General features: G+C 73.3%; 10 protein-coding genes and 1 pseudogene. 4 read left to right on the top strand and 7 right to left on the bottom strand.

Annotated elements, in window-relative coordinates; all coding sequences use genetic code 11:
* Window positions 1–41 precede the first annotated feature (41 nt).
* The 4 genes and pseudogenes from OOZ19_RS30020 to OOZ19_RS12515 form a co-directional block, all read right to left on the bottom strand.
* Window positions 42–143 (bottom strand): annotated as a pseudogene (locus tag OOZ19_RS30020) (pirin family protein); the annotation flags it as partial.
* A 158-nt stretch (window positions 144–301) separates the two neighbouring features.
* The gene (locus OOZ19_RS12525; protein WP_266090266.1) at window positions 302–808 is read right to left on the bottom strand and encodes a MarR family winged helix-turn-helix transcriptional regulator; all 507 of its coding nucleotides are present in this window, start codon (window positions 806–808) and stop codon (window positions 302–304) included.
* A 53-nt stretch (window positions 809–861) separates the two neighbouring features.
* A complete protein-coding gene (locus OOZ19_RS12520) occupies window positions 862–3,306 on the bottom strand; it encodes an FtsX-like permease family protein (protein WP_266090265.1) in 2,445 nt (814 codons plus the stop codon).
* Complete coding sequence (locus OOZ19_RS12515; protein ID WP_266090264.1) at window positions 3,303–4,064, bottom strand: ABC transporter ATP-binding protein; 762 nt, start codon at window positions 4,062–4,064, stop codon at window positions 3,303–3,305. Before OOZ19_RS12515 ends, OOZ19_RS12520 begins: the two co-directional genes overlap by 4 nt.
* A gap of 110 nt (window positions 4,065–4,174) precedes the next feature.
* Between OOZ19_RS12515 and OOZ19_RS12510 the strand changes: the two genes are divergently transcribed.
* The 4 genes from OOZ19_RS12510 to OOZ19_RS12495 all read left to right on the top strand — a co-directional run bounded on the left by OOZ19_RS12510 (window position 4,175) and on the right by OOZ19_RS12495 (window position 6,935).
* Complete coding sequence (locus OOZ19_RS12510; protein WP_266090263.1) at window positions 4,175–5,353, top strand: sensor histidine kinase; 1,179 nt, start codon at window positions 4,175–4,177, stop codon at window positions 5,351–5,353.
* Window positions 5,350–6,000 (top strand): response regulator transcription factor, encoded by a 651-nt coding sequence (locus OOZ19_RS12505; protein WP_266090262.1) that lies wholly within the window; start codon window positions 5,350–5,352, stop codon window positions 5,998–6,000. Before OOZ19_RS12510 ends, OOZ19_RS12505 begins: the two co-directional genes overlap by 4 nt.
* Before the next feature lie 111 nt (window positions 6,001–6,111).
* Window positions 6,112–6,474, top strand: a complete 363-nt coding sequence (locus tag OOZ19_RS12500) for a hypothetical protein (protein WP_266090261.1) — start codon at window positions 6,112–6,114, stop codon at window positions 6,472–6,474.
* Window positions 6,475–6,707: 233 nt separating this feature from the next.
* Window positions 6,708–6,935, top strand: a complete 228-nt coding sequence (locus OOZ19_RS12495; protein WP_266090260.1) for a hypothetical protein — start codon at window positions 6,708–6,710, stop codon at window positions 6,933–6,935.
* A gap of 57 nt (window positions 6,936–6,992) precedes the next feature.
* Here OOZ19_RS12495 and OOZ19_RS12490 read toward each other — a convergent pair whose 3' ends face one another.
* The 3 genes from OOZ19_RS12490 to OOZ19_RS12480 form a co-directional block, all read right to left on the bottom strand.
* Window positions 6,993–7,829 carry a serine hydrolase gene (locus tag OOZ19_RS12490; RefSeq protein WP_266090259.1) on the bottom strand — a complete coding sequence of 279 codons (837 nt, stop codon included), beginning with the start codon at window positions 7,827–7,829 and terminating at the stop codon, window positions 6,993–6,995.
* Between the two features lie 327 nt (window positions 7,830–8,156).
* Window positions 8,157–9,026, bottom strand: a complete 870-nt coding sequence (locus OOZ19_RS12485; RefSeq protein WP_266090258.1) for an SAM-dependent methyltransferase — start codon at window positions 9,024–9,026, stop codon at window positions 8,157–8,159.
* 463 nt (window positions 9,027–9,489) lie between these two features.
* Window positions 9,490–24,873: a type I polyketide synthase gene (locus OOZ19_RS12480; RefSeq protein WP_266090257.1), complete on the bottom strand. Its 15,384-nt coding sequence runs from the start codon at window positions 24,871–24,873 to the stop codon at window positions 9,490–9,492.

Genomic DNA, 24,873 nt, shown 5'->3' with positions numbered 1-24,873 from the left:
CTGTCCTGGTGCCAGATCTCGCCTTCGACCAGCCACGACACCGTCTGCAACCCGATGTGCGGATGCGGCGGGACCCGCATGCCCGCCTGCCCGGTGATGTCGCTCGGGCCGTACGAGTCGGCGAAGCACCACGCCCCCACCATCCGCCTGCCCCGGTTCGGCAGCGCGCGACGCACCCGCATCGCCCGCGGCCCGCCGAGCGGGACGTCCCGCGGGTGCAGCAGCTCGACCTCGGGTTCGGCGGCGACTGCCGCGTCGACCGAGCACACGGTCCGCTCGGCGGGATCGTGCTCGACGTTGCTCATCGGTCGCTCCTGTCCGGTTCCGCGTCGCCGCCCGGCGCGGAGTCCTGCTCGGGCCGGTCCTGCAGCTGGTCCTGCAGCCGGGTGAACACGCGGGCGAGCACCCGCAGCTCGTCCTCGTCGAGGCCGTCGGTGAACAACCGCCGCACCGTCGCGATGTGGTGGCGATCGGCCTCGTGCAGCGCTTCGAGCCCGGTCGCGGTCAGCACCGCGTGGTGCACCCGCTTGTCGTCGGGCAGGACCTGCCTCAGCACCCAGCCGCGCCGCTCCATCACCTTGATCTGGTAGGTCAGCCGGCTCGGCGAGAACACCATGCGCGCGGCCAGCTCCCCCATCCGCAGGCGGTGCGCCGGGCTTTCCGAGAGCACCAGCAGCACGTTGTAGTCCTTCAGGGTCATCCCGGAGACCGCCTGCAGGTCCTCGTCGAGCCGCGTCTCCAGCAGCAGGCTCGCCTCGATGTAGGGCCGCCACGCCTTCCGCTGCAACGAACTCCGCCAGGACACCATGGCACCGAGCATACCCACTACTTCAAATGTTGAAATGGTGTCCGCGGTCGCCGTCAATCCTGGCGTGCCGCCGCGGCCGGAGGTGTGCCGCCCGCCCGCCAGGCCGGCGGGAAGCCCGCCGCCGCGGCGGCGGCGACGAGTCCGGCGCAGGCCGCAGGCAGCACCAGGACCGGTGGCGCGAGGGGCGCCTCCGGAACCAGCGCCGTGATCAGCAGCGCGCCCAGCGCGAGCCCGTGCGGCGCCCCGAAGACGACGCCGAGCAACCCGTACAGCGCGGACTCACCGACCCGGACCCGCAGTAGTCCGCCGCGGGACAGGCCCACCGCGCGCAGCACACCGCTCTCCCTGCCGCGTTCGAGGGCCGACAGGCTCGCCGTCGTCCCGATGCCGACCAGGGCGACGAACACCGTCACCGCGATCAGCGCCAACGCGCTGCCGGTGAGCCGCCCGACCAGGTCGGACCGCTCCGCGCGGAGGTCGTCGAGCACGCTGATCTCCCACTCGCCGACGGTGCCGACGTGCGCGCCGACCGCGGACTGCGCCGCCGCCAGATCCCCGCCGACGGCGTCGGCCACGATCGCCGTCGGAGCCGGGCTGACCCCGAGGGCATCCAGGTCGGACGGGTGCACGAGCACCTGCGAGCCGCCGAGGCCCTCCCCGACGACCACCGCCGCGACCCGCACCTCGCGGTCACCGAGCCGCACGACATCGCCCGCGGCGAGCCGCTCCTTGCTCGCGAAGGCGTCGGACACGGCGATCGCGCCGGGACCCGAGTCGCGCAGCGAACCGTCGCTGTCCGCCGTCCCGGCCGCGCCGGGCAGCCGGGTGATCGGCAGGTCCGACACCTCCAAGGTCATCGGCCCGCTCGGCAGCTCCATCCGCAACCGGGGCGCGCGGAACGGGACGACCGTGCGCAGCGCCGGATCGGCCGCCAGCGCCGCGGGCAGGTCAGCGGGCAGCACTGCGCCTTCCGGTGCGCGCACTTCGAGGTCGGCGGGGTACTGCGCCGCCGCGCTCGCCTCGCCGTAGTCGCGCAACGTGCCACCGGCGGTGAGGGCCGCGAGCAGCAACGTCGCGGCCAGCGCCACCACCGACGACACCGACGCCGCACGGCGTGGCATCCCGCCGGCGCTGCGCACCGCCAACGCCGCCACCGGGCCGAACCGGCGCAGCAACCGGTGCGCGCCGGAGAGCACCGGGCGCACCAACGCCGGTGCGAACGCCAGGTACCCGCCGAAGCAGGCGGCCACGGCCAGCACGCCGCCCAGCATCAGAGCCTCGGTGCTCCCGGCCGGGCGGTAGCGCGAGAGCAGCCCGCTGGACGCGGTCCACAACACCAGCAGCACCGCCACCACCAGCAGCGCGACGCCGAGCGCGGTCCGGAGCGCGGTCGTGGCCGCGCGCTCACCCGGCCGCGTCGTCGACCGCAGCGCCTCCAGCGGGGACACCCGCGCCGCGTCCCACGCCGGGGCCAGCACGGCGAGCACCACCGCCAGCACGGTCCCCGCCAGCACCGAACCCGGCACCAGCGGTGACGGCGCCACCGCCGCGACCGGCGCGACCAGCGGCACGATCCCGCTCACCCCGACGGCCGACAACGTCCCGGCGCCGCCCGCGATCAAGCCGGTCAGCGCACCCTCGGCGACCAGGGCCCGGCGCAGCCCGCCGCTCGTGGCGCCCACCGCCCGCAGCATCGCGAGGTGCCGGACGCGCTGCGCGAACACGATCCGGAACGCCGAGACCGCGACCATGATCGAGGCGAGCGAGGCGAACACCACGAACGCGCCGAGCACCGCCGAGACCTGGTCCACCACGTCCCTCCCCTCGCGCAGTTCGGCTCGCCGCGCGTCCGCGGCGGACTGCACGGTCATCGCCGTCGGCCGGGCGCTGCGCTGGATCTCGGGCAGGTCCCCGGTGAGGTCCACGCGCGCCAGTTCCGCGCCGGTGCGGGCGAGCACGTCCCGATCCGGGGCGTAGAGCGCGAGCCCGTCGGCGGACGGGGAGTCCACCAGCGCGGTCACGGTCAACGGGTGCGGCGCGCCGCCGTTCGGGTCGGCGAACTCGACCTCGTCGCCGACCCGCAGGTCCAGCCGCTCGGCGGCGCGGGCGGACGCCGCCACCTCCCCGGGCGACCGCGGATAGGTGCCCGCGTCCACCCGGACCCGGCTCAGCGGTCCCGCCCCGGGGTCTGCGGTGAGATCGACCTCCACCGCCCCGACCAGGCCCGAGCCGCTCACCCGCCCGGTCGCCGCGGTCACGCCCGCGAGGCTCGCCGCCCGGTCCAGCTCGGCGGGCCCGAACCCCGACGGGGATCGCACGACCGCGGACGCCGCCTGCGGGATCGAGGTCAGTTCACCGGTGATCGTGCGCAGCGCCATGTCCCTGCCGAGCAGCGTGCCGGTGCTGAAGAAGGCGGCCACGGCGATCGTCACGCCGCACAGCAGCAGCCGCACCGGAGCCCGCCGCACGGCGCGCAGGTGCGGGACGACGGCGCTCATCGGCGCTGTCCCAGCAGCCGCAGGGATTCCGCGACGGTCACGGCGTCGGGCTTGGCGAGCGCGTCGACGAGCCGCCCGTCCGCGACCAGCACCACGCCGTCGGCGTACGAGGCCGCCACCGGGTCGTGGGTCACCATCACGACGGTCCGCCCCAGTTCGCGCACCGACGCCCGCAGCAGCTCCAGGATCTCCCCGCTGGCCCGCGTGTCCAGGTTGCCGGTGGGTTCGTCGGCGAAGATCACCTCCGGTTCGGTGAGCAGCGCGCGGCCCAACGCCACCCGCTGCTGCTGCCCGCCGGACAGCTGCGCGGGCCGGTGCCCCAGCCGCCCCGACAAGCCCAGCCGCTCGGCGAGTTCACCGACCGCGCCGCGCCGCGGCCGACGTCCGGCGAGCTGCACCGGCAGCACGATGTTCTCCTCCGCGGTGAGCTCGGGGAGCAGGTTGTACTGCTGGAAGACGAAGCCGATCCGCTCCCGTCGGATCCGGGTGAGCTCGTCGTCGCGCAGCGCGGCGAGGTCGACGCCGCCGATCAGCGCACGTCCGGCGGTCGGGGTGTCCAGGCCCGCCGAGCACTGCAGCAACGTCGACTTGCCGGAGCCCGACGGCCCCATCACCGCGGTGAAGCTCCCGGTGGGGAAGCGCACGGACAGCCCGTCGAGCGCGCGCACCTCCGCCGGGCCGCTGCCGTAGGTCTTGACGAGGTCGACCGCTTCGACGGCGTAGGACGGACCGGGCCGAGGCCGGCTGTGCTGAGTCATGCCCCGAACCCTGTCGAGCGGCAGGGGTCGCCCACCTCCGTCCGCCGACCGGTTCCGATCTGACTTTCGGCTGATCCCGGCGGCGGATCCCGGTTGTCTAGGGTCGTCGCATGGTCTTCCCCGGCAAGCCCCCGTGGCAGTCGCTGCTCTGGTCGTCCGGCATCGTGCTCGCGACGCCCGTGACGATGCTGCTGGAGTACGTGATCTTCGAGGGCTTCGACGGCATCCGGTGGCCCCTGGCGGTGATGTACACCGGCGGGGCGATCGCCGCGCTGGTGCTGCTGATCGCGCCCCGCCTCGGCCCGCGCGCGCTGCCCGCGGCCACCGTCGGCGCCGCCGTGGTCGCGTCGGCCGTGTACTACCCCGCTTACGACGCCGAGGGCTGGAAGGAACGCCCCGACCTGGCGTGCCTGCTGCTCACACCGACCTTGGCGCTGCTGATCCTGCTCGGGCTCGTGGTGTGGCGGGCGCGGAAGCGGTGGATCGTTCCGGCCGCGGTGATCGTGGCCGCCTCGGTCGTGGCGCAACCCGCGATCGGGCGCGGCCGGTTGACCGAGTTGGTGCTCGCGTTCCTGCTGCTGTGCTGCGTGGCGCTGTCCTGCACGATCGGCCTGGCCTCCCGGCTGGCCCGCCGGGCGCGGCTGCGCCAGATCGAGCACGAACGGCTGCTCCAGCGCACCGATTTCGCCCGCGACCTGCACGACTTCGTCGGCCACCACGTCACGGGCATGGTGGTGCAGGCGCGCGGCGCGCAGGCGATCGCGAAGCGCTCACCCCAGCAGGCGCTGGACACGCTGGACGGCATCGCCGAAGCCGGTACCGAGGCGATGGAGTCGCTGCACCGCATGGTCGGCCTGCTGCGCGCCGAGGACGGCGGGACCACCGCGCCGCTGGCCACCATCGACGAGATCTCCACCATGGTCGAGCGCTTCGACCGCGGACCGGGCCCGGACGCGCGGCTGCGGCTGCCCGAGTCGACCGACGGGATCCCCGCCGACATCGGCACCACCGCGCACCGGGTCGTCCTGGAGGGGCTCACGAACGTCCGCAAGCACGGCCGGAACGTGACGGCGGTGCGGATCGACGTGGAGCGCGCGGATTCCGAGCTGGTGGTGCGCGTCGGCGATGACGGCGCGGTTGGCAAGATCTCCGGCAGCGGTTTCGGCCTGCGAGGCCTGCGCGACCGCGTCGCCGAGGTCGGCGGCGAGTTCGAGGACGGGCCCCTGCCGACGGGTGGCTGGGGCCTCGAAGCCCGCATGCCGCTGCCGTCGAACGGAGGTAGCACGTGAGCATCCGAGTGCTCATCGCCGATGACCAGGCGATGGTCCGCACCGGCTTCGAGATGATCTTGTCGGCCGAGGACGACATGGAGGTGGTCGGCAAGGCCGCCGACGGCGTCGAAGCGCTGGAGATGATCGCGCTGCAGAAGCCGGACGTGGTGCTGATGGACATCCGGATGCCACGCCTGGACGGCCTGGACGCGTTGCAGCGGATCAACGCCCCGGGCGCGGTCGACCCGCCGAAGGTCGTGGTCGTGACCACCTTCGAGGACGACGAGTACGTGCACCGCGCGCTGGGCGGCGGCGCCAGCGGTTTCGTGCTCAAGACCGCGAGCGCCGCGCTGCTGCTCGAAGGCGTGCGCGCCGCGGCCTCCGGGGAAGCGCTGGTCAGCCCGGCGATCACGGTGAAGCTGCTGCGCGACCGCTCCACCCCCGCTGCACCGCGCGCGAACCGGCCCGACCCGCTGTCCGCGCGGGAGGGGGAGGTCGCCCGGCTCGTCGCCACCGGGGCCACCAACGCCGAGATCGCCGAGCAGTTGTTCCTCTCCGTCGGCACGGTCAAGACCCACCTGTCGAGCATCCAGTCCAAGTTGGACGTCCGGAACCGCGTGGAGATCGCCGCCTGGGTGTGGCAGTCGAAAGGGATCGGCCGATAGTCGTAGGAATTCGGGCGTGAACTGGCCGTCCGGCAGATCCGCGGCCCGGCAGGCGGTCAATACGGTCTGTCCCGGAAGATCGAACGCCGTGCCCCGAAGGAGCTCAACCCCATGAAGCGCGCACTCGTGTTGGCCGTGCCGGCACTCACCCTCATCGGCCTCACCGCGTGCAGCCACCCGCCGGAGGAGACCGCCTACGAGGTGACGCTGGAGGTCTCGGGTCCTGCCGGGGAGACCGGCACCGTGCGGAAGTCCACTTCGGACTCGCAGAACCAGGATCCGGAACCGATCAGCGTTCCGCACCACGACAAGTGGGCTCCGATGGGCGGTGCGGCGAAGTTCGTCGTCACGCCGGGCTCCCCAGGTTCGGCGCTCACCTGCAAGGTGCTGGTCGAAGGCGAGGAGCGGGTGACCGAGGCCGGGAAGCCCGGTCAGCCGGTCACCTGCGCGCTGACCATCGACGGTCCTGCCTGAAGGCAGGCCCCAGGCCAGCGGTGACGCTCACGGGGCTGATCCACGCGACCGTCCTGGCGTTGCGGAGGCATCGGCAGGTTCCAGGTGGGCGCGGCGATGCGCAGCTGAGGAACTCCTCGGCCGCGCGATCGCTGGCGGCGTCGATCGACCAGAAGTTGTCGGCAAGAGGAATCCGTTCCCGGGGACGGCCGTTCGCCGCTGTCCTCATCAATCCCAGTTGGAGAGGAATTTTCATGCGTATCCGCAAAATCGTCACGACCCTGGCGCTGTGCGCCGCCGGTATGTCCGCCGTGGGCGCGGGCACCGCGTTCGCGGAGGAAGTGGTGGGCGAGTTCCCCACTTTCCAGGCCTGCTCGGACAGGCTGGACCAGCTCATTTCCGAGGGTGACCAGGGCCCCCTCATGTGCGAGTCGGTGAACTCCGACGACCCGGACGGCCCGAACAAGCTCGTGCGCGGCTGACCATCCGGCCCGATTCCGGTTCCCCCGCCGCGCGCGGCGGGGGAACCGGCGGTCCGGTCAGGCGATCCGGTCGAGCGAGTGGGCCGCCGCGGTCAGGGACGCCCTGGCCACGGTCCAGTCGGTGTCCGGAGGCCACGTGCTCAGCAGCACGACGACGAGGTCGCGTTCCCCGCTGACCAGTCCGGTGGTGTGCAGCACGGTGTTCGCGTCGGTCGACCCCCACCCCTGCTTGATCGCCCAGTTGTGGTCGGGAAGACCGTCGGGAATGCCGAAGTGCTGCGGGAATCCGTCGACCGCCGCGTCGGGCGCGTCACCCATCGCGCCCAGCAGCAACTTCCGCGTGTCCGCATCGGCTTCCGCCGTCAAGTACTGGTAGACCCGCGCGATGTCCCGCGCGCTCATCCGGGTGTTCCCCCACTGACCGGGCGATTCCGGCGGCGCGGTGTCCGCCAGCCCCAGCTTCGCCGCCGTGCGGCGGACGATGTCCGGACCTCCGCCCGCGGTCCACAAGCGGCTGGCCACCTGGTCGTCGCTGGCCGACAGCATCCGCTGGAGGTCACCGACGGCCGTGCCCGAGGAGCGTTCGACCGCGTCGATCGCGATCAGCAGCTTCACCACGGACGCGGTCGGGAACCCGCTGTCGGCGTCGAGCGCGACGACCTCCGCGCACGAGTCCAGGTCGACCACCTCGATGGCCACGGAGGTGCCTTCGCCGAACGACGGCAGCTTCTCCCGGATCGACCGGGCCACCCCTTCCTGCGCGGATCCCCGCGACGCGGAGCCGCCGCACGACGACCTCCACCGATCGGAGTTCGCCACGACCACGGCCCCTCCCACCACGCACAGCACCGCTACCAACCCCAGCGCGATCCAGACGCCCCTGCGCACGTTCACGATCACCGGCCCCCTCAGACCCGAGCGGGGAACCCGCGAGCGCCGTCGCTCGCGGGTTCCCCGTTACCCCCCGCATTCGAAGAGACGCGCGGCGCGGCGGCAGGTTCGCCGGGAAGGGCCGGAAAACTTGCATTTCCCCCGAACGCCGGTACGTCACCGGCCGGGGTCCACGCGCCCCGGGCGGTGACGGGTGCGTGAAGGCCGTGGTCAGGCTGGGTTCGCCGAGGCGCCGTACTCCTCGTCGGTGACGTGCCGTCCCCAGGTGCCGCGGTGCCGGCGTCGTCGTGCTGCTGCTTCGACGACGCGGCGGTCGACGGACCAGCGGAGTCAGCCGTGCCGCACCGCGTGGAGGACGCCGTTGCCCCCGTCCCCGGTGCTCTCCGCGCGCCGCCCGTAAGGCTCGGTGATCTCATTCCAGCCGCGGAACTCCGTCCGCCAGCCGTGGTTGTCCCACCAGTCCCGCGCACGCGACCCCAAGCCGCGCACGACCGGCCGCTGCTCGGCCTCGGTGGTCACCAGCCGCGTCAGGTCGCGGTAGCGCTGCTCGGTCTCGTCCACTTCGACGTGCACGGTCCCGAACTCGCTGCCCGGTGCGGAGAGCCGCGTGATCGTGGCCGCCACCTCGGTCGCGTCTTCGTGCGCCAGGTACGGGATCGCGCCTTCGTCGACCCACGCCGTGGGCACCTCGGGGTCGTACCCCGCCGCCAGCAGAGCCGACTCCCAGTCCGCGCGGAGGTCGACCGCGACGACGCGGCGAGCGCAGGTCGGCCTCGCGTCGACGCCCGCCAGCACCGGCTCCTTGAACTCGAACATCTCCGGCACGTCGATCTCGAACCACCGCAGGTCGGCGGGCAGCCCCATCCGGAACGCCCTGGTGTCCAGGCCCGCGCCGACCATCACGAGCTGCCGCCCACCTCCGTCCACCCAGGCCTGCACTCGGTCGTCGACGGCGCGCACTCCTACCGTCCGGCCCTCGTAGAACCGATCGACGAGACCCTCGACCTGAGCCCATTGCCGGGCGGCTCCGGCCGGCGCCCCCGGATCGAGGAACGCGTCCCGCGCGGCCTCGGCGAACGCGTGCGCGCAGAAGTCGTCGTAGAGCGCGTCCTCGCGTTCGGACTCACGGGCCCGGATCAGCGCCACGCCCAAAGCCGTCATCGACACCCCGCTCAGCGGAGTCGTGCGGTTAGACGTCATCGCCGTTCCTCCATCCCTCCGGTCGCCGGCTCGCGCACCGGCCGATCAACCTGCCCAGCGAGTGTTTCGGATGCCTCACTCGGTAGTCACTCAATCAGATCGGTGACGCAGTCCGGCTCTATGGCCAGGGCAGGCCGCTCGCTCGGAACGCCGCGCGGGTGGACGTCGCCGCGGGCACCGTCCGCCAGCGTTCGCACGAGCGTGACGTCCCGATCCGCGACACCCAGCCCCCGGATCGATCACCACACGTGCGGTGCGCGAGCACCCTGCTGGTGTCTCGGCGCCGCGTACGTGTCGTACCGGCACGGACGCGAATTCGCCCTCCGATTCGGTGCCGACGAAACGACCGCCATCCTCTGGTCGCTCATCGCTGATGGGATCTCGCCGAAGCTGACCCGCCGCTGGTTCGACGCGCTGCCCGAACCGCAGGCGCGGGAAGTGCTCGCCGGGTCGCCGAATGCCATCAGGACAGCTCGCGGTCGAGCAGGCTGAACATCTCCTCGTCCGACGACGCGGTGAAGTCAGGGGCGTCGTCGGGTGCGGGGGCATCGCCGCGGGCGGCGGCCCAGTTCGCCAGCAGCACCTCCAACCTGCCGGTGACCTTGCGATGCGTCCGCTCGTCGACCGAGGCGGCGGTCAGCAGCGCACGCAGCCGGTCCAGCTCGTCGAGCACATCGGCGCCGTCGGCCTCGTCCGAGGTCAGCAGCGGCAGCAGGTACTCCGCGAGTTCCTCGGGGGTCGGACGGTCGAACAGCAGTGAGACCGGCAACTTCAGGCCCGTCGCGGCCCCCAACCGGTTGCGCAGTTCCACCGCGGTGAGCGAATCGAATCCCAGTTCCTTGAACGGGCGGTTCGGCCCGAGCTCGCCGGGGTCGATGTAGAGGACGGCTGCCGCCTTGGTGCGGACCAGCTCCAGCACGGTTTCGAGACGCTGCGCCGGGGGCAGGCCGCCGAGCCTGCTCAGGAACGCCTCGGCAGGTTCGGCCGCGCCGCCGCGGGACGACGGCACCCGGACGAGGCCACGCAGCAGTGGCGGTATCTCACCGTGGGCCCGGAAGGCCGGCAGGTCCAGCCGGACGGGGACGGCGACCGCCTCGCTGCCGCGCAGCGCGGCGTCGAACAGCGCGACACCCTCCTCTGTGGACAGTTCGACGTTGCCGAGGCGGCGCATCCGGTCGACGTTCACCGCGCCGGTCATGCCGGTCTCGGAAGCCCACAGGCCCCAGGCCATCGACACGGCGGGGAGCCCGGCCGCGCGCCGGTACCCGGCGAGCGCGTCGACGAACCCGTTCGCCGCGGCGTAGTTGGCCTGACCGGCGGCACCGAACACGCCCGCGGCCGAGGAGATCAGCACGAACGCGGTGAGGTCCATGTCCATGGTCAGCTCGTGCAAGTGCCACGCGGCGTCGGCTTTGGGGCGCAACACCGCGGTGAACTGCTCCGGGGTGAGCGTGGTGACCACCCCGTCGTCGAGGACACCGGCGGCGTGCACGACGGCCCGCACCGGATGCGCGGCAGGAACGGCGGCCAGCGCCCCGGCCAGCGCGACCCGGTCCGCGATGTCGCAGGCCACCACGCTGACCTCTGCGCCGTCGGCTTCCAGCTCGGCCACCAGTTCGGACGCGGCCGGGGCCGCCGGGCCGCGGCGGCTGAGCAGCAGCAGGTGACGTACCCCGTGTTCGGCGACCAGGTGCCGGGCGAGCACGCTACCGAGCCCGCCGGTACCACCCGTGATCACCACGGTGCCGTTCACGTCCCAGACGGCCTCGTTCCCGGCGGGAACCTCCATCCGCGTCAGCCGTGGTGCCAGCGCCTGCCCTTCCCGGAAGACCAGCCATGGTTCGTCCGACGCGAGCGCGGGGAGCACCGCGTCCGGGTCCGGCTCGTCCGCTTCCAGCAGCACGAACCGGCCGGGGTTCTCCCGTTGGGCGGCACGCACCAGCCCACCGACGGCGGCGTCCGCGAGATTGCCGCAGCGGGTGAGGAAGACCAGCCGGGAGTCGGCGAACTCGTCGTCGGACAGCCATCGCCGCACCAGGTCGAGGGTGCGCTTCAGCCGCGTGTGGACGGCGGAGGGGAGGTCGCCGTCCAGCTCCGGTCGCACGACGACCACCGCCGGCACGGGGTCGGGACCCGCGGTGAAACTGTCCAGGCCCTCGCCGAGCACGGCCACCGGACCGGGCACCCCCTGCGGGTCGGACCGCACGGGCACCTCGTCGAGCCGGAACAACGCGTCGGTGGCATCGGTGGCGAAGTCACCGGAGCCGAAGGTGCGGCTGTGGAGCGCCGCCACGCTCGCCACCGGACGTCCGGAGCGGTCCTCGACCGCGATCGACATGCCGCCCTCATCCTGACGCACCCGCACCCTGGCCACGTCGACGCCCCGGGCACGCAGGCTCACGCCCTCCCAGGAGAACGGGAGCCGGACGGTGCCGTCCTCGGTCGCGCCGCCGACCATGGTCGCGTGCAGCGCCGAGTCGAGCAGCACCGGGTGCAGGCCGAACGAACCGGCCGGGGCGTGCTCCGGCGGAAGTGCGACCTCGGCGACGATGTCCTCGCCGTCGCGCCACACCTCGCGCAGTCCCTGGAAAGCCGGACCGTAGCCGAACCCGGCGTCGGCGAGACGCTCGTAGCAGCCGTCCAGCGGGACCGGCTCGGCGTCCGGCGGCGGCCACTGCCCCACCGTGAGATCCCCGGCAGCCGGCCCGGTGTCCTCGTCGAGTACGCCACTGGCGTTGCGTGTCCACGCGGCGTCCGCGCCCTCCGGCCGCGAGTGCACCGTGACGGTCCGGCATCCGGCCTCGTCGGCGGCACCAACCCGGACCTGGACGGCGACAGCGTCGCGCTCGGACAGTCGCAGGGGTGCGGAAAGCGTCAGCTCGGCCAGCCGGGGGCACCCGACCTCCTCGCCGGCCCACAACGCCAGTTCCACGAACGCGGTACCGGGGAGCAGCACCCGGCCCAGCACCGCGTGATCCGCGAGCCACGGGTGCGTTCGCAGTGACAGCCTGCTGGTGAACAGCGCGCCGTCGTCGCCTGCCAGTTCGGCCACCGCGCCGAGCAGCGGGTGCGCCGCCGAGCTCAGCCCCACGGCGCTCATGTCGCCGGTACGGGCGAGCGAACCGGCAGGCCAGTACCGCTCCCGCTGGAAGGCGTAGGTGGGCAGGTCCACGCGCCGGGTGTCGCCGAAACAGACACTCCAGTCCACGGGTGCGCCCCGCACCCACGCCTCCGCGACCGAGGTCAGCCAGCGGTCGGGGCCGTCCTCGTCACGGCGAAGGCTTCCGCCGGTGACCGCGACCACCCCGGCGGCCTCGATGGTCTCCTGCACACCGAAGGTGAGCACCGGATGCGGGCTCATCTCCAGGAACCGGCGGTGCCGCTGGTTCAGCAGCGCGTCGATGGCGGGCCCGAACTCGACGGTGCGGCGCAGGTTCTCGTACCAGTATCCGGAGCCGACCTCGGTGCCGTCGAGCCATTCGCCGGTGACGGTGGACAGGAACGGCACGCTCGCGGTCCTCGGTGTGATCGCGGCCAGCTGCTCGACGATCTCCTCCCGCAACTGCTCCACCTGCGCGGAGTGGGAGGCGTAGTCCACGGCGATCCGGCGGACGCGGGCCTCGTCCGCGGTCAGCGACGTGGCCAGTTCGTCGAGTCCGGCCGGGTCACCGGAGACGACCACGGACGCGGGCGAGTTCACCGCGGCGATGGACACGCCGGCCAGCCCGGCGAGACGTTCGGTCAGCTCGTCGGCGGGCAAGGCCACCGACATCATGGCACCGGCACCGGCGAGGCGACGGCCGATCGCCTGGCTGCGCAACACGGCCACCTTCGCACCGTCCTCCAGGGACAGTGCGCCGGAGACCACCGCGGCGGCGATCTCGCCCTGCGAGTGACCGACGACCGCGTCCGGGCGTACCCCGTGGGCCTGCCACAGCGCGGCCAGCGACACCATCATCGCGAACGTGGCCGGCTGCACCACGTCCACCCGCTCCAGCGTCGGTTCGCCTTCGTCTTGGCGCAGCACACCGGTCAGCGACCAGTCGACGAACGGGGCGAACGCCCGTTCGCACTCGGCGATCCGCTCGGCGAACACCGGTGACTCGTCCAGCAGCCGCGCCCCCATACCCGGCCACTGCGATCCCTGACCGGGGAAGACGAAGACGGTTCGGCCGTCGACGTCGGCGACACCCTCGACGACTCCGATCGCCGCTTCCTGGCCACCCACGCCAGCCGCCGCGGACAGGAGCTCGTCGCGCGTTGTGCCGATCACGACGGCCCGGTTCTCGAACGAGGTGCGGGCGGCCAGCGAACGGCCGACCTCGGCCGGGTGCCAGCCGGGCTCGGTGCGCATCCGGCCGATGAGCGCGGCGGCCTGACCGCGTACGGCCGGGCCGGTGACACCGGTCAGCGGCCACGCCACCGCGGGCAGCGGGGCCGGCTCGCTCGCGTCCGGTTCGGGTCCGCCCTGTTCCAGGATGACGTGGGCGTTGGTGCCGCTGATCCCAAAGGACGACACGGCCCCTCGTCGCGGGCGGTCGACGTCCGGCCACGGGACAGGCTCGTCGAGCAACCGCAGCGCACCGGAGTCCCAGTCCACATGAGACGAAGGGGTGTCCAGGTGCAGGCTGCGAGGCGCGACCCCGTGCCGCATCGCCATGACCATCTTGATCACCCCGGCCACACCCGCCGCGGCCTGCGTGTGCCCCAGGTTCGACTTCACCGAGCCGAGAAGGAGCGGGAACTCCCGGTCCTGACCGTAGGTCGCCAACAACGCCTGCGCCTCGATCGGATCACCCAGCGGCGTCCCCGTACCATGCCCCTCCACCACATCGACGTCCGATGTGGACAGTCCAGCGGACGCCAGCGCCGACCGGATCACCCGCTGCTGCGACGGGCCATTCGGCGCGGTCAGACCATTCGAAGCTCCATCCGAGTTCAACGCGCTTCCGCGCACCACCGCCAACACCCGGTGCCCGTTGCGCTCGGCATCCGACAACCGCTCCAGCACCAGCACACCCACACCCTCCGACCAGCCGGTGCCGTCGGCGTCGTCGGAGTAGGCCTTGCACCGCCCGTCAGGGGCGAGCCCACCCTGCCGGGAGAACTCCAAGAAGGTGTAGGGCGTCGACATGACGGTCACCCCGCCCGCCAGCGCCAGCGAGCACTCCCCCGACCGCAACGCCTGCGCCGCCAGGTGCAACGACACCAACGACGACGAACACGCCGTGTCCACCGTCACCGCCGGCCCCTCCAGGCCGAGGACGTAGGCCACCCGCCCGGTCACGATGCTGGCCGAGCTGCCGTTGCCGCGGAACCCGTCGAACTCGGGGTCGTCCAGCAGATGCGCGTAGTCGTCGTACATCACACCGGCGAACACGCCGGTCTGGCTGCCGCGCAGCGACACCGGGTCGACCCCGGCGCGCTCCAGCGCCTCCCACGACGTCTCCAGCAGCAACCGCTGCTGCGGGTCCGTCGCCAGCGCCTCCCGTGGGCTCATCCCGAAGAAGACGGGGTCGAACTCGGCGGCGTCGTGCAGGAAACCGCCGTGGCGAGTGTAGGACGTGCCGGCGTGGTCGGGATCGGGGTGGTAGAGCCGCTCCACGTCCCAGCCGCGGTCGTCCGGGAACTCGCCGATGGCGTCGGTGTCCCCGGAAACCAGCCGCCACAGGTCCTCCGGCCCGCGCACCCCACCGGGGTAGCGGCAGGCCATGCCGACGATCGCGACCGGCTCGTCCATCGCCGCGACAGCCGGCACGGCGGTCACCGGGGCACCTGCCGAGCCGGTCAGCTCCCCCAGCAGGTACGCGGCCAGCGCGGACGCGGACGGGTAGTCGAACACCAGCGTCGCCGACAGCCGCAGGCCGGTCACCGCCGTCAGCTGATTGCGCAGCTCCACCGCGGTGAGCGAATCGAACCCGAGGTCCTGGAACGCCTTGCCGGGATCGACGGAGGCGGCGCCGTCGTACCCCAGTACGGCCGCGATGCGGGTACGCACCAGGTCGCCGAGCAGCTCGGCACGCTCCGCGGCGGACAGGCCGGCGAGCCGGCCGCGCAGGTCCGCGGCGGTCTCCGACGACTGCCGGACGGTCCGGCGCGTGGTGGTCCGGATCAGGCCGGACAGCAGCGGGGGTACCTCGCCCCGCGCGCGGATGACCGGCAGGTCGAACCGGGTTGCCAGCGGGGCGGGCAGGTCGAGCGCGGTCACCGCGTCGAACAGTTCCAGGGCCTGGTCGACCCGCAGCATCGGCATGCCCAGGCGGGCCATGCGGTCGCGGTCGGCATCGGTCAGCCCCGCCGTCATCCCGGAGCCGGACGCCCAGCCGCCCCAGGCGATGGACTGGGCGGGCAAGCCGTGCGCCCGCCGGTGGTGGGCTAAGGCGTCGAGGAAGGCGTTACCGGCCGCGTAGTTGCCCTGCCCGGCCGCACCGGTGACACCGGCGGCCGAGGAGAACAGCACGAACGCGGCCAGGTCACGCTCCCGGGTGGCCTCGTGCAGGTGCCAGGCCGCGTCCACCTTCGGCCGCAGCACGGCGGCGACCCGCTCGGGGGTCAGCGCCGCGATCACACCGTCGTCGACCACGCCGGCGGCGTGCACCACCGCGGTCAGCGCCGGGAGGCCGTCGACGAGGTCCGCGGTGGCCCGGCGGTCGGTGAGGTCGCAGGCCACCACCTCGGCCCGCGAGCCGAGGTCCGCAAGCTCGGTGACCAGCTCGGGTACACCGTCCGCGGCGGTTCCGCGGCGGCTCGCCAGCACCAGGTGGCGGAATCCACGGCCGGCCAGGTGCCGTGCGAGCGCGGCACCGAGCCCGCCGGTGCCCCCGGTGACCAGCACGGTGCCGTCCGGGTCCCACTCTCCGGGGGCCGCGGCCGGGCCGGGCCGGGCGAGCCGCGGAGCCAGTAGCCGTCCGACGCGCACCGCCAGCTGCGGCTCGGGTGAGCCGAGCGCCGCGGGCGGCGGAGGGGTGCCGTCGGGGTCGAGGTCGAGCAGGCCGAAGCAGCCGGGGTGCTCGGTCTGCGCGGAGCGCACGAGTCCCCACACCGGGGCGGCCGACGGGTCGTGCCCGCTGGTCGCGCCGCGCGTGACGAACACGAGCCTGCACGCCCCGGGGCGACCCTCCGTGGCGGCGAGCCAGTCCTGCGTCAGCGCGAGTACGCGGGTGGTGGCCTCGTGGGCCGACCGGACGACGTCCTCGCCGCGGCCTACGACCGGTACCAGCACCACGGGACACGCGTCGACGGCGTCGACCTCACGCACGCCGAGACCGAACGGGTCCGGTCCGAGCACCCCGGCCGCACCGGTGTCCGCCCCGGACGCGGCGACGGGCCGCCAGTCGAGGTCGAACAGGGCGTCGGCGGGCCCGGACGACTCGCCCGGCGCGGGAGCCTTCATCCGCAGCGAGCCGACCGACACGACCGGTTCGCCCGCCGTGCCGACCGCGGTGACCGAGACACCGTCGGACTCGCCGAGGACCAGCCGTACCCGCAACTCGGTCGCACCGGCGGCGTGCAGGCACACGTCCTCCCAGGAGAACGGCACCCGCGCGCCCGCCTCGCCCGCGAGGAGCAGGCAGGCGTGCAGCGTCGCGTCGAGCAGGATCGGGTGCACCCCGAACGGACCGGGCTCGTCATCCAGCCCGACCTCGGCGAACACCTCGTCGCCGCGGCGCCACACCGCGCGCAGCCGCTGGAACCGCGGCCCGTAGGTGAAGCCACGGTCGGCGAAGTCGTCGTAGCACCCGTCCACCGGCACGGGTTCGGCGCCGGGCGGTGGCCAGGCACCGGCGAACCCGATGTCGGGGTCTGCCGCACCGGAGTCGAGCACACCGATGGCGTGCGCGGTCCACGGCAGGTCCTCGGACGGCCGCGAGTGGATGGACACCCGCCGTCCGCCGTCCTCGTCCGGAACACCGACCAGCACCTGCAACAGCGGCTCGCCCTGCTCGGGCAGGACGAGCGGAGCCGCCAGGGTCAGTTCGGCCAGTCGGGTGCAGCCCACCTCGTCGCCCGCGCGGACTGCCAGTTCAACGAACCCGGCGCCGGGGAACAACGTGCTGCCGAGCACGGCGTGCTCGTCCAGCCAAGGGTGGGCCGTCCGCGAGAGCCGCCCGGTGAGTACCACCTCGCCGCCCTCGGCCAGTTCCATGGAGCCGTCGAGCAGCGGATGGCGGGTGGCGGTGAGACCGGCTCCTGGCGCGGGCCGCGGCCAGTAGCGGGTGTGCTCGAACGCATACGTCGGCAGGTCCACTGTGGACGAATCGGGGAAGCACGGCGTCCAGTCGACCGGCGCGCCCGCCACGTGCGCCTCGGCGAGCGAGCGGAGCAGCCGTCGGGTACCGCCGTCGTCGCGCCGCAGGGTGCCGACCGCGACCGCGCCGGTTCCCGCGGCCTCGGCTGTCGCGGCGATGCTTGTCGTCAGCACGGGGTGCGGGCTGACCTCGACGAACAGGGCGTGCCCGTGGTTTAGCAGGACACGCACCGCGGTCTCCAGCCGCACGGTCTCGCGCATGTTGGCGTACCAGTAGCCAGCGTCCATGGTGGCGGTGTCCAGCCAGTCGCCGGTAACGGTGGACAGGAACGGAACGTCGGCGGCGCGGGGACTGATGCCGGCCAGCGCGTCGAGGATCCGTTCGCGGACCTGTGCGAAGCGGGCGGAGTGGGCGGGGAAGTCACCGGCGACCTCGCGGGTGCGAACGCCGTCTGCGGTGCACGCGGCGGTGAACCCGGCCAGCGCGTCGTAGTCCCCGGACACCACGACGGTTCCCGGCCCGTTCACCGCGGCGACCGACAGGCCGGGCCACGACGACAACCGGTCCAGCACGTCCTCGTGCGCGGCGGCGACCGACAGCATGCCGCCGTGGCCGCACAGCTCCTCGGCGATCGCGGCGCTGCGCAGTGCCGCGATCCGCGCACCGTCCTCGATGGACAGGGCACCAGCGACGCAGGCGGCGGCGACCTCGCCCTGCGAGTGACCGACCACCGCGGCCGGACGGATTCCGTGGGCCCGCCACACCTCTGCGAGCGACACCATGAATGCCCACAGCGCGGGCTGCGCGACATCGATCCGGTCCAGTCCGGGTGCGCCGGGCGCTCCGGCGAGGACCTCGCGCAGCGACCAGTCGACGTACGGTTCGAGCGCGGCCTGGCAGACGGCGACCGACTCGGCGAACACCGGTGAGGACTCCAGCAGCTCTGCGCCCATACCGGGCCAGTAGGCCCCCTGGCCGGGGAAGGCGAAGACGACGCCCCGGCCGGGATCACCGGGAGTGCCGAGGACGGTGGCGGCGCCGGGGCGGCCGTCGGCCAGGGCGGCCAGCTCGGCGGTCAGCTCACCGATGCCCTCGCCCAGGACGACCGCGCGGTGGGCCAGGTTGGCGCGCGAGGTCACCAGCGACAGCCCGACGTCCGCCACGGACTGTCCGGCGGCACCCGCCAGGGCACGTGCCTGGGCCCGCAGCGCACTCTCGGTCTGTCCGGACACGACCCACGGCACGATCCCCTGGTCGGCGCGAGGGGGGTTCTCGGCCGGTGGCGGTGGTTGCTCGATGATCGCGTGGGCGTTGGTCCCGCTCACCCCGAACGACGAGATGCCCGCGCGGCGGGGACGGTCGACGGCCGGCCAGTCGACCGGCTCCGTCACCAGCTCGACCGCGCCGGAGTCCCAGTCCACGTGCGACGACGGCTGGTCGACGTGCAGGGTGCGGGGCACCGTGCCGTGCCGCAGCGCCAGCACCATCTTGATCAACCCGGCGACGCCCGCGGCGGCCTGGGTGTGGCCCAGGTTCGACTTGATCGACCCCAGCAGCAACGGCCGTTCCCGATCCCTGCCGTAGGTGGCCAGCAGCGCCTGCGCCTCGATCGGGTCACCCAGCGTCGTCCCGGTGCCGTGCCCCTCCACCACGTCGACGTCCGATGTGGACAGACCGGCGGCGGCGAGGGCCGCGCGGATCACCCGCTGCTGCGACGGTCCGTTCGGGGCGGTCAGCCCGTTCGACGCACCGTCGGAGTTCACCGCCGAACCCCGCACCACCGCCAGCACCGGGTGCCCGTTGCGCTCCGCGTCGGAGAGCCGCTCCAGCACCAGCATGCCGACGCCCTCGGACCAGGCCACGCCGTCGGCGGAGTCCGCGTAGGACCTGCTGCGCCCGTCCGGGGACATGCCGCGCTGGCGAGAGAACTCCACGAACACGCCGGGGGTGGACATCACCGTCACGCCACCGGCCAGCGCCAGGTCGCACTCGCCGCTTCGCAGTGCCTGACCGGCCAGGTGCAACCCGACCAGCGACGACGAGCAGGCGGTGTCGACGGTGACGGCGGGCCCCTCCAGCCCGAACGCGTAGGCGACCCGGCCGGAGGCGATGCTCGGTGAGCTGCCGTTGCCGCGGAAGCCCTCGAACTCCTCGGCAGCGAGCAGGGTGGCGTAGTCGTTGTACATGACGCCCGCGAACACACCGGTCGCGCTGCCGCGCAGCGAGGTCGGGTCGATGCGGGCCCGTTCAAACGCCTCCCAGGCCACTTCGAGCAGCAGCCGCTGCTGGGCGTCGGTCGCCAGCGCTTCCCGGGGGCTCATCCGGAACAGCTCGGCGTCGAACTCCCCCGCGTCGTGCAGGAACCCGCCGTGGCGGGTGTAGGACGTGCCCGGGTGGCCGGGATCGGGGTGGTACAGGGAGGCGAGGTCCCAGCCCCGGTCGCCGGGGAACTCGGTGATCGCGTCGGTGCCCTGGGACACCAGCCCCCACAGGTCCTCCGGCCCGCGCACACCACCGGGATAACGGCAGGCCATGCCGACGATCGCGACCGGCTCGGCGACCGCCTCGACCGCGGGCACGGCGGTCGCCGGGGTGAGGGCCGAACCGGACAGTTCGGCGACCAGGTGCTCGGTGAGCGCGGCCGTGCTGGGGTGGTCGAAGACGAGGGTCGAGGGCAGCCGCAGGCCGGTCGCGGTGGCCAGCCGGTTGCGCAGCTCGACGGCGGTCAGCGAGTCGAACCCGAGGTCGGAGAAGCTGCGTTCCGGGTCCACCGCAGTGGCACCGGTGTGGCCGAGTGCGGCGGCGACGGCCTCGCGGGTGAGCGCGAGCACGGTCGCGGTCCGCTCGGGCGCGGACAAGCCGGCCAGGCGGTCGGCCCAGCCCACCGAGGTGCCGGCGGTGCGCCGCGTGCCGGTGCGGAGCAGGCCGCGCAGCAGCGGCGGCGGTTCTCCCGCGGACCGGAAGGCGGCGAGGTCGAACCGGACGGGCAGCAGTACCGCGCGGTCGGCGGCCAGAGCCGCGTCGAACAGTCGCAGTCCTTGCTCGGCCGTCAGCGGCGGCAGGCCGGTGCGGGCGGCCCTCGTGCGGTCGGTGCCCGCCGTGGCTCCCGTTTCCGGGGCCCACACTCCCCATGCGAGCGACGTCGCGGGCAGCCCGAGGGCACGGCGGTGCTGGGCGAGGCCGTCGAGTGCGGCGTTGGCCGCCGCATAGCTGCCCTGCCCCGGGCCGCCCAGCGTGCCGGCCATCGAGGAGAACAGGACGAAGGCGGCGAGCCCACGGTCCTCGGTGAGCCGGTGCAGGTGCCAGGCGGCGTCGACCTTGGTCGCCAGGACGCCGGTCAGCCGGTCCGCGGTGAGCGAGGAGATGACGCCGTCGTCGAGCGCAGCCGCGGCGTGCACGACCGCGGTGAGGTTCGGGAGGCCGTCCACCAGGTCGGTCAGCGCACCGGGATCGGTGACGTCGCAGGCCACCACCTCCACCTCGGCGCCGCGATCCCGTAGTTCGGCGAGGAATTCGGGCGGTGTGGTACCCCGGCGACCGGCGAGCACGAGATGCGCCACGCCGTGCTCGGCGACGAGATGACGGGCGAGCAACCGTCCCAGGCCGCCGGTACCGCCGGTGATCAGCACAGTCCCGTCGGGATCCCAGGTGACGGAGCCCGCAGGCGGGGCGACCCTGGCCAGCCGGGCAGCGAACACCTGCCCGTCGCGGACCATGAGCTGGGGTTCGCCGCTGGTCAGCGCACCGGCGATGGCCTCGGGGGGCGAGCCCGCCGGGTCGAGGTCGAGCAACGCGAACCGGCCCGGATGCTCGACCTGGGCGGTGCGCACCAGTCCCCACACGGCGGCAGCCGCGAGATCGCGGCCGTCGACGGCACCGCTGGTCACGATGGTCAGCCTCGCCTCGCCGGGAGCGGCGAGCCACCGGTGCAGCAGGTCGAGTGCGGTCGCGGTCAGCTCGTGCGTGAGCGCTGGTTCGTCCCCGCCGGTGAGGCTCACCAGAGCGGTACCGGAGGTTTCGGTGCCGGGCGGGACGCCGGCGTCCCGCAGGGCCGCGGCGACGCCGAGCGCGTCCGGTCCGGCGACGGTGACCGCCGCCGGACTCCCGGTCGTGGTGACCGGGGTCCAGTCGAGTCCGAACAGCGAGTCTTCGGTGGCCGCCGGTGCGTCCGGCAGGGTACGCAGGACCAGCGCGTCGGCCGTGAAGACGGGCGTCCCGTCCGGATCGGTGGCGTCGACGGTGAGCGTCTCGTCGCCGGACCAGGCCAGGCGCACCCGCAGGGCACGGCTTCCGGTGGCGTGCAGGGTGACGCCCCGCCAGGCGAACGGCAGGCGGCCGGCCAGGTCGGTGCCGCGCTGGGTGGTGACCGGCGCGTGCACGGCCGCGTCGAGAAGTGCGGGGTGCAGGCCGAATCCGGCGGGGTCGGTGTCATCGGGCAGGGCGACCTCGGCGAACACCTCGTCACCGCGGCGCCACACCGCGCGCACGCCGCGGAACGTGGGCCCGTAGTCGAATCCGCGTGCCGCGAACCACTCGTAGAACCCGTCCAGGTCGATGGGTTCGGCCTGCTCGGGCTGCCAGGCGAGGGGGGTCGCGGCCCTGGGGCCGGTGGTGAGGACGCCGGTGGCGTGCGGGACCCAGGGGGCGTCGCGGTCGGCGTCCGGCCGGGAGTGGACGGTGACCGCACGGCGTCCGCCCTCGTCGGGGCCGACCGACACCTGGATCCGCACGGCGGCCTGGCCGGGCAGCACCAGCGGGGTAGCCAGGGTCAGTTCCTCGACCCTGTCGCACCCGACCTCGTCTCCGGCGCGGATGGCCAGCTCCAGGAAGGCGGTGCCGGGCAGCAGGGCCCGGCCACCGATCTCGTGGTCGGCCAGCCACGGGTGGGTCGCGGTGGAGAGCTGGCCGGTGAGCAGGACGCCGGTGGTGCCCGCGATGGTGACGACGCCGCCCAGCAGCGGGTGACCGGCCGGGTCGGTCCCGGTGTCCGGCCCGCCGGTCTGACCGGCGAGCCAGAAGTGCTCGTGCTGGAAGGGGTAGGTCGGGAGGTCCACAGCGGACCCTCCGGTCAGGAGGGGCCGCCAGTCGACCGGGGTCCCGCTGACGTACAGCGCGGCGAGCGCCCGCAGCGCGGACTCCTCCTCACCGCGGTCGCGGCGCAGCAGGCCGGTGGCCACCGCGTCGGGCAGTACTTCCTGGACGGCCGCGCAGAGCGACCCGTCCGGTCCGAGCTCCAGGAACCGGGTGGCGTCCACCCGCTCGACGGCATCGGCGAACCGGACCGGCTCGCGCACCTGCCGCACCCAGTAGCCCGGAGACCCGAAACGCTCCTCGGTATCCACAGTGGATTCAACCGGGATGCTCGGCTCGTGCACGGTGATCCCGTCGATCGCACGCGCGAACTCCGCCAACATCGGCTCCATCAACGGCGAATGGAACGCGTGCGACACGGCCAGGCGGCGGACCTTGCGGCCCTCGTCCCGCCACCGCCGCTCCAACCCGGCGATCTCGCCCTCCGCGCCGGACACCACGACGGCGTCCGGGCCGTTCACCGCGGCGATGCCCACGCGGTCACCCAGCTCACCAAGCTCAACCTCAGAAGCCCGGACCGCCAGCATCGCCCCGCCGGGCGGTAGCGCCTGCATCAGGCGGGCCCGCGCGGACACCACCACGCAGGCGTCCGCCAGCGACAGCACACCCGCGACATGCGCCGCAGCCAACTCCCCGATCGAATGCCCCACCACGAAGTCCGGGCGTACCCCCCACGACTCCACCAGGCGGAACAACGCCACCTCTAGGGCGAACAACGCAGGCTGCGCCCACCCCGTGTCCTCCACCACCGCATCCTCGCCCCACACCGGAACGTCGAGCTCGGACACCACCGCGTCGAACGCCTCCGCGAACACGGGAAAACGCTCGTACAACTCCCGGCCCATGCCCAACCGCTGCGAACCCTGACCCGAGAACACGAACCCGGTCCGGCCCACCAACACCGAACCCCTGGCAACCTCGACCGGCCCACCGGCACCGGCCAGCAACACCACCCGCTGGTCGAACACCGACCGCGAGGTCACCAACGAGAACCCCACGTCGACCGGCTGCGCCTCCACAGCGGCCAGCCCAGCGACCCGCTCCCTCAGGGCCTCTTCCGTCTTCGCCGACACCACCCACGGCACCAGACCGCCAGCACCACGCGAGACATCCTCACGCAGACCACCACCAGGCCCCTGCTCCAACACCACGTGCGCGTTCGTACCGCTAATACCGAACGACGACACACCAGCACGACGAGGCCGCTCCCCCCCAGGCCACTCCGCCGCCTCCGTCGCCAACTCCACCGCACCGGACGACCAATCCACATGCGACGACGGGCTGCTCACGTGCAGCGTCTTCGGGACCGCGCCGTGCCGCATCGCCATGACCATCTTGATCACCCCGGCCACACCCGCCGCAGCCATGGTGTGCCCGATGTTCGACTTCACCGAGCCGAGAAGGAGCGGGGTCTCCCGGTCCTGACCGTAGGTCGCCAACAACGCCTGCGCCTCGATCGGATCACCCAGCGACGTCCCCGTACCGTGTGCCTCGACCACGTCCACCATGGCCGGAGTCAGTGCCGCGTTCTCCAGCGCCGCCTGGATCACCCGCTGCTGCGCCGGCCCGTTGGGCGCGGTCAGGCCACTGCTCGCGCCGTCCTGGTTCACCGCGGTGCCCCGCACCACGGCGAGGACCCGGTGACCGTGGCGCTGCGCGTCGGACAGGCGCTCCAGCAGGAGCACACCGGCGCCCTCACCCCAGCCGACGCCGTCGGCGCCCTCGGCGAACGCCTTGCACCGCCCGTCCGGCGACAGCGCCCGCTGCCGGGAGTACTCGGCGAACACCGCGGCGTTCGGCAGCACGGTGACCCCAGCAGCCAGCGCCAGCGAGCACTCCCCCGCCCGCAACGCCTGCGCCGCCAGGTGCAACGACACCAGCGACGACGAACACGCCGTGTCCACGGTGATCGCGGGCCCGCGCAGGCCGAACTGGTAGGCGACCCGCCCGGAGATCACGCTCGCCGTCGTACCGGTGGCCAGGTGCCCTTCGACCTCGGCGGGCAGCACGGCGCCGGCTCCGTAGCTGAGCTGCACGGCACCGACGAAGGTGCCGGTGTCACTGCCGCGCAAGGACCGAGGGTCGATCCCGGCCCGCTCGACCGCCTCCCATGCCACCTCAAGCGTGAGCCGCTGCTGCGGATCCATCGCCAGCGCCTCGCGGGGCGAGATGCCGAAGAACCCGGCGTCGAAACCGCCCGCCCCTGGGAGGAAGGCGCCCTCGCGGACGTAGCTCGTGCCGGAGTGGTCGGGGTCCGGGTGGTAGAGCGAGTCCAGGTCCCAGCCGCGGTCGGACGGGACGGGGCCGACCGCGTCCCCGCCGTCGGCAAGCAGTCGCCACAGGTCCTCCGGTGAGGCGATCCCGCCGGCGAAGCGGCAGCCCATCCCCACGATGGCGATCGGCTCCCGGTCCCGTTCCTGCTCCTCCCGCAACCGCTGGCGGGCCTGACGTAGGTCCGTGGTGACCAGCTTGAGGTAATCACGAAGCCTGTTCTCGGTGCTTGTCAT

The organism is Saccharopolyspora sp. NFXS83, from assembly GCF_026241095.1.
GTDB lineage: Bacteria > Actinomycetota > Actinomycetes > Mycobacteriales > Pseudonocardiaceae > Saccharopolyspora_C.
The sequence above is the reverse complement of the archived record's forward strand: the minus strand, read 5'-3'. Positions and strand labels throughout refer to the sequence as shown.

Bases quoted from the DNA above. Each gene is read 5' to 3' on its own strand.
- OOZ19_RS12525 (WP_266090266.1), bottom strand. From the start codon at position 808: ATGGTGTCCTGGCGGAGTTCGTTGCAGCGGAAGGCGTGGCGGCCCTAC.
- OOZ19_RS12520 (WP_266090265.1), bottom strand. From the start codon at position 3,306: ATGAGCGCCGTCGTCCCGCACCTGCGCGCCGTGCGGCGGGCTCCGGTG.
- OOZ19_RS12515 (WP_266090264.1), bottom strand. From the start codon at position 4,064: ATGACTCAGCACAGCCGGCCTCGGCCCGGTCCGTCCTACGCCGTCGAA.
- OOZ19_RS12510 (WP_266090263.1), top strand. From the start codon at position 4,175: ATGGTCTTCCCCGGCAAGCCCCCGTGGCAGTCGCTGCTCTGGTCGTCC.
- OOZ19_RS12500 (WP_266090261.1), top strand. From the start codon at position 6,112: ATGAAGCGCGCACTCGTGTTGGCCGTGCCGGCACTCACCCTCATCGGC.
- OOZ19_RS12495 (WP_266090260.1), top strand. From the start codon at position 6,708: ATGCGTATCCGCAAAATCGTCACGACCCTGGCGCTGTGCGCCGCCGGT.
- OOZ19_RS12485 (WP_266090258.1), bottom strand. From the start codon at position 9,026: ATGACGTCTAACCGCACGACTCCGCTGAGCGGGGTGTCGATGACGGCT.
- OOZ19_RS12480 (WP_266090257.1), bottom strand. From the start codon at position 24,873: ATGACAAGCACCGAGAACAGGCTTCGTGATTACCTCAAGCTGGTCACC.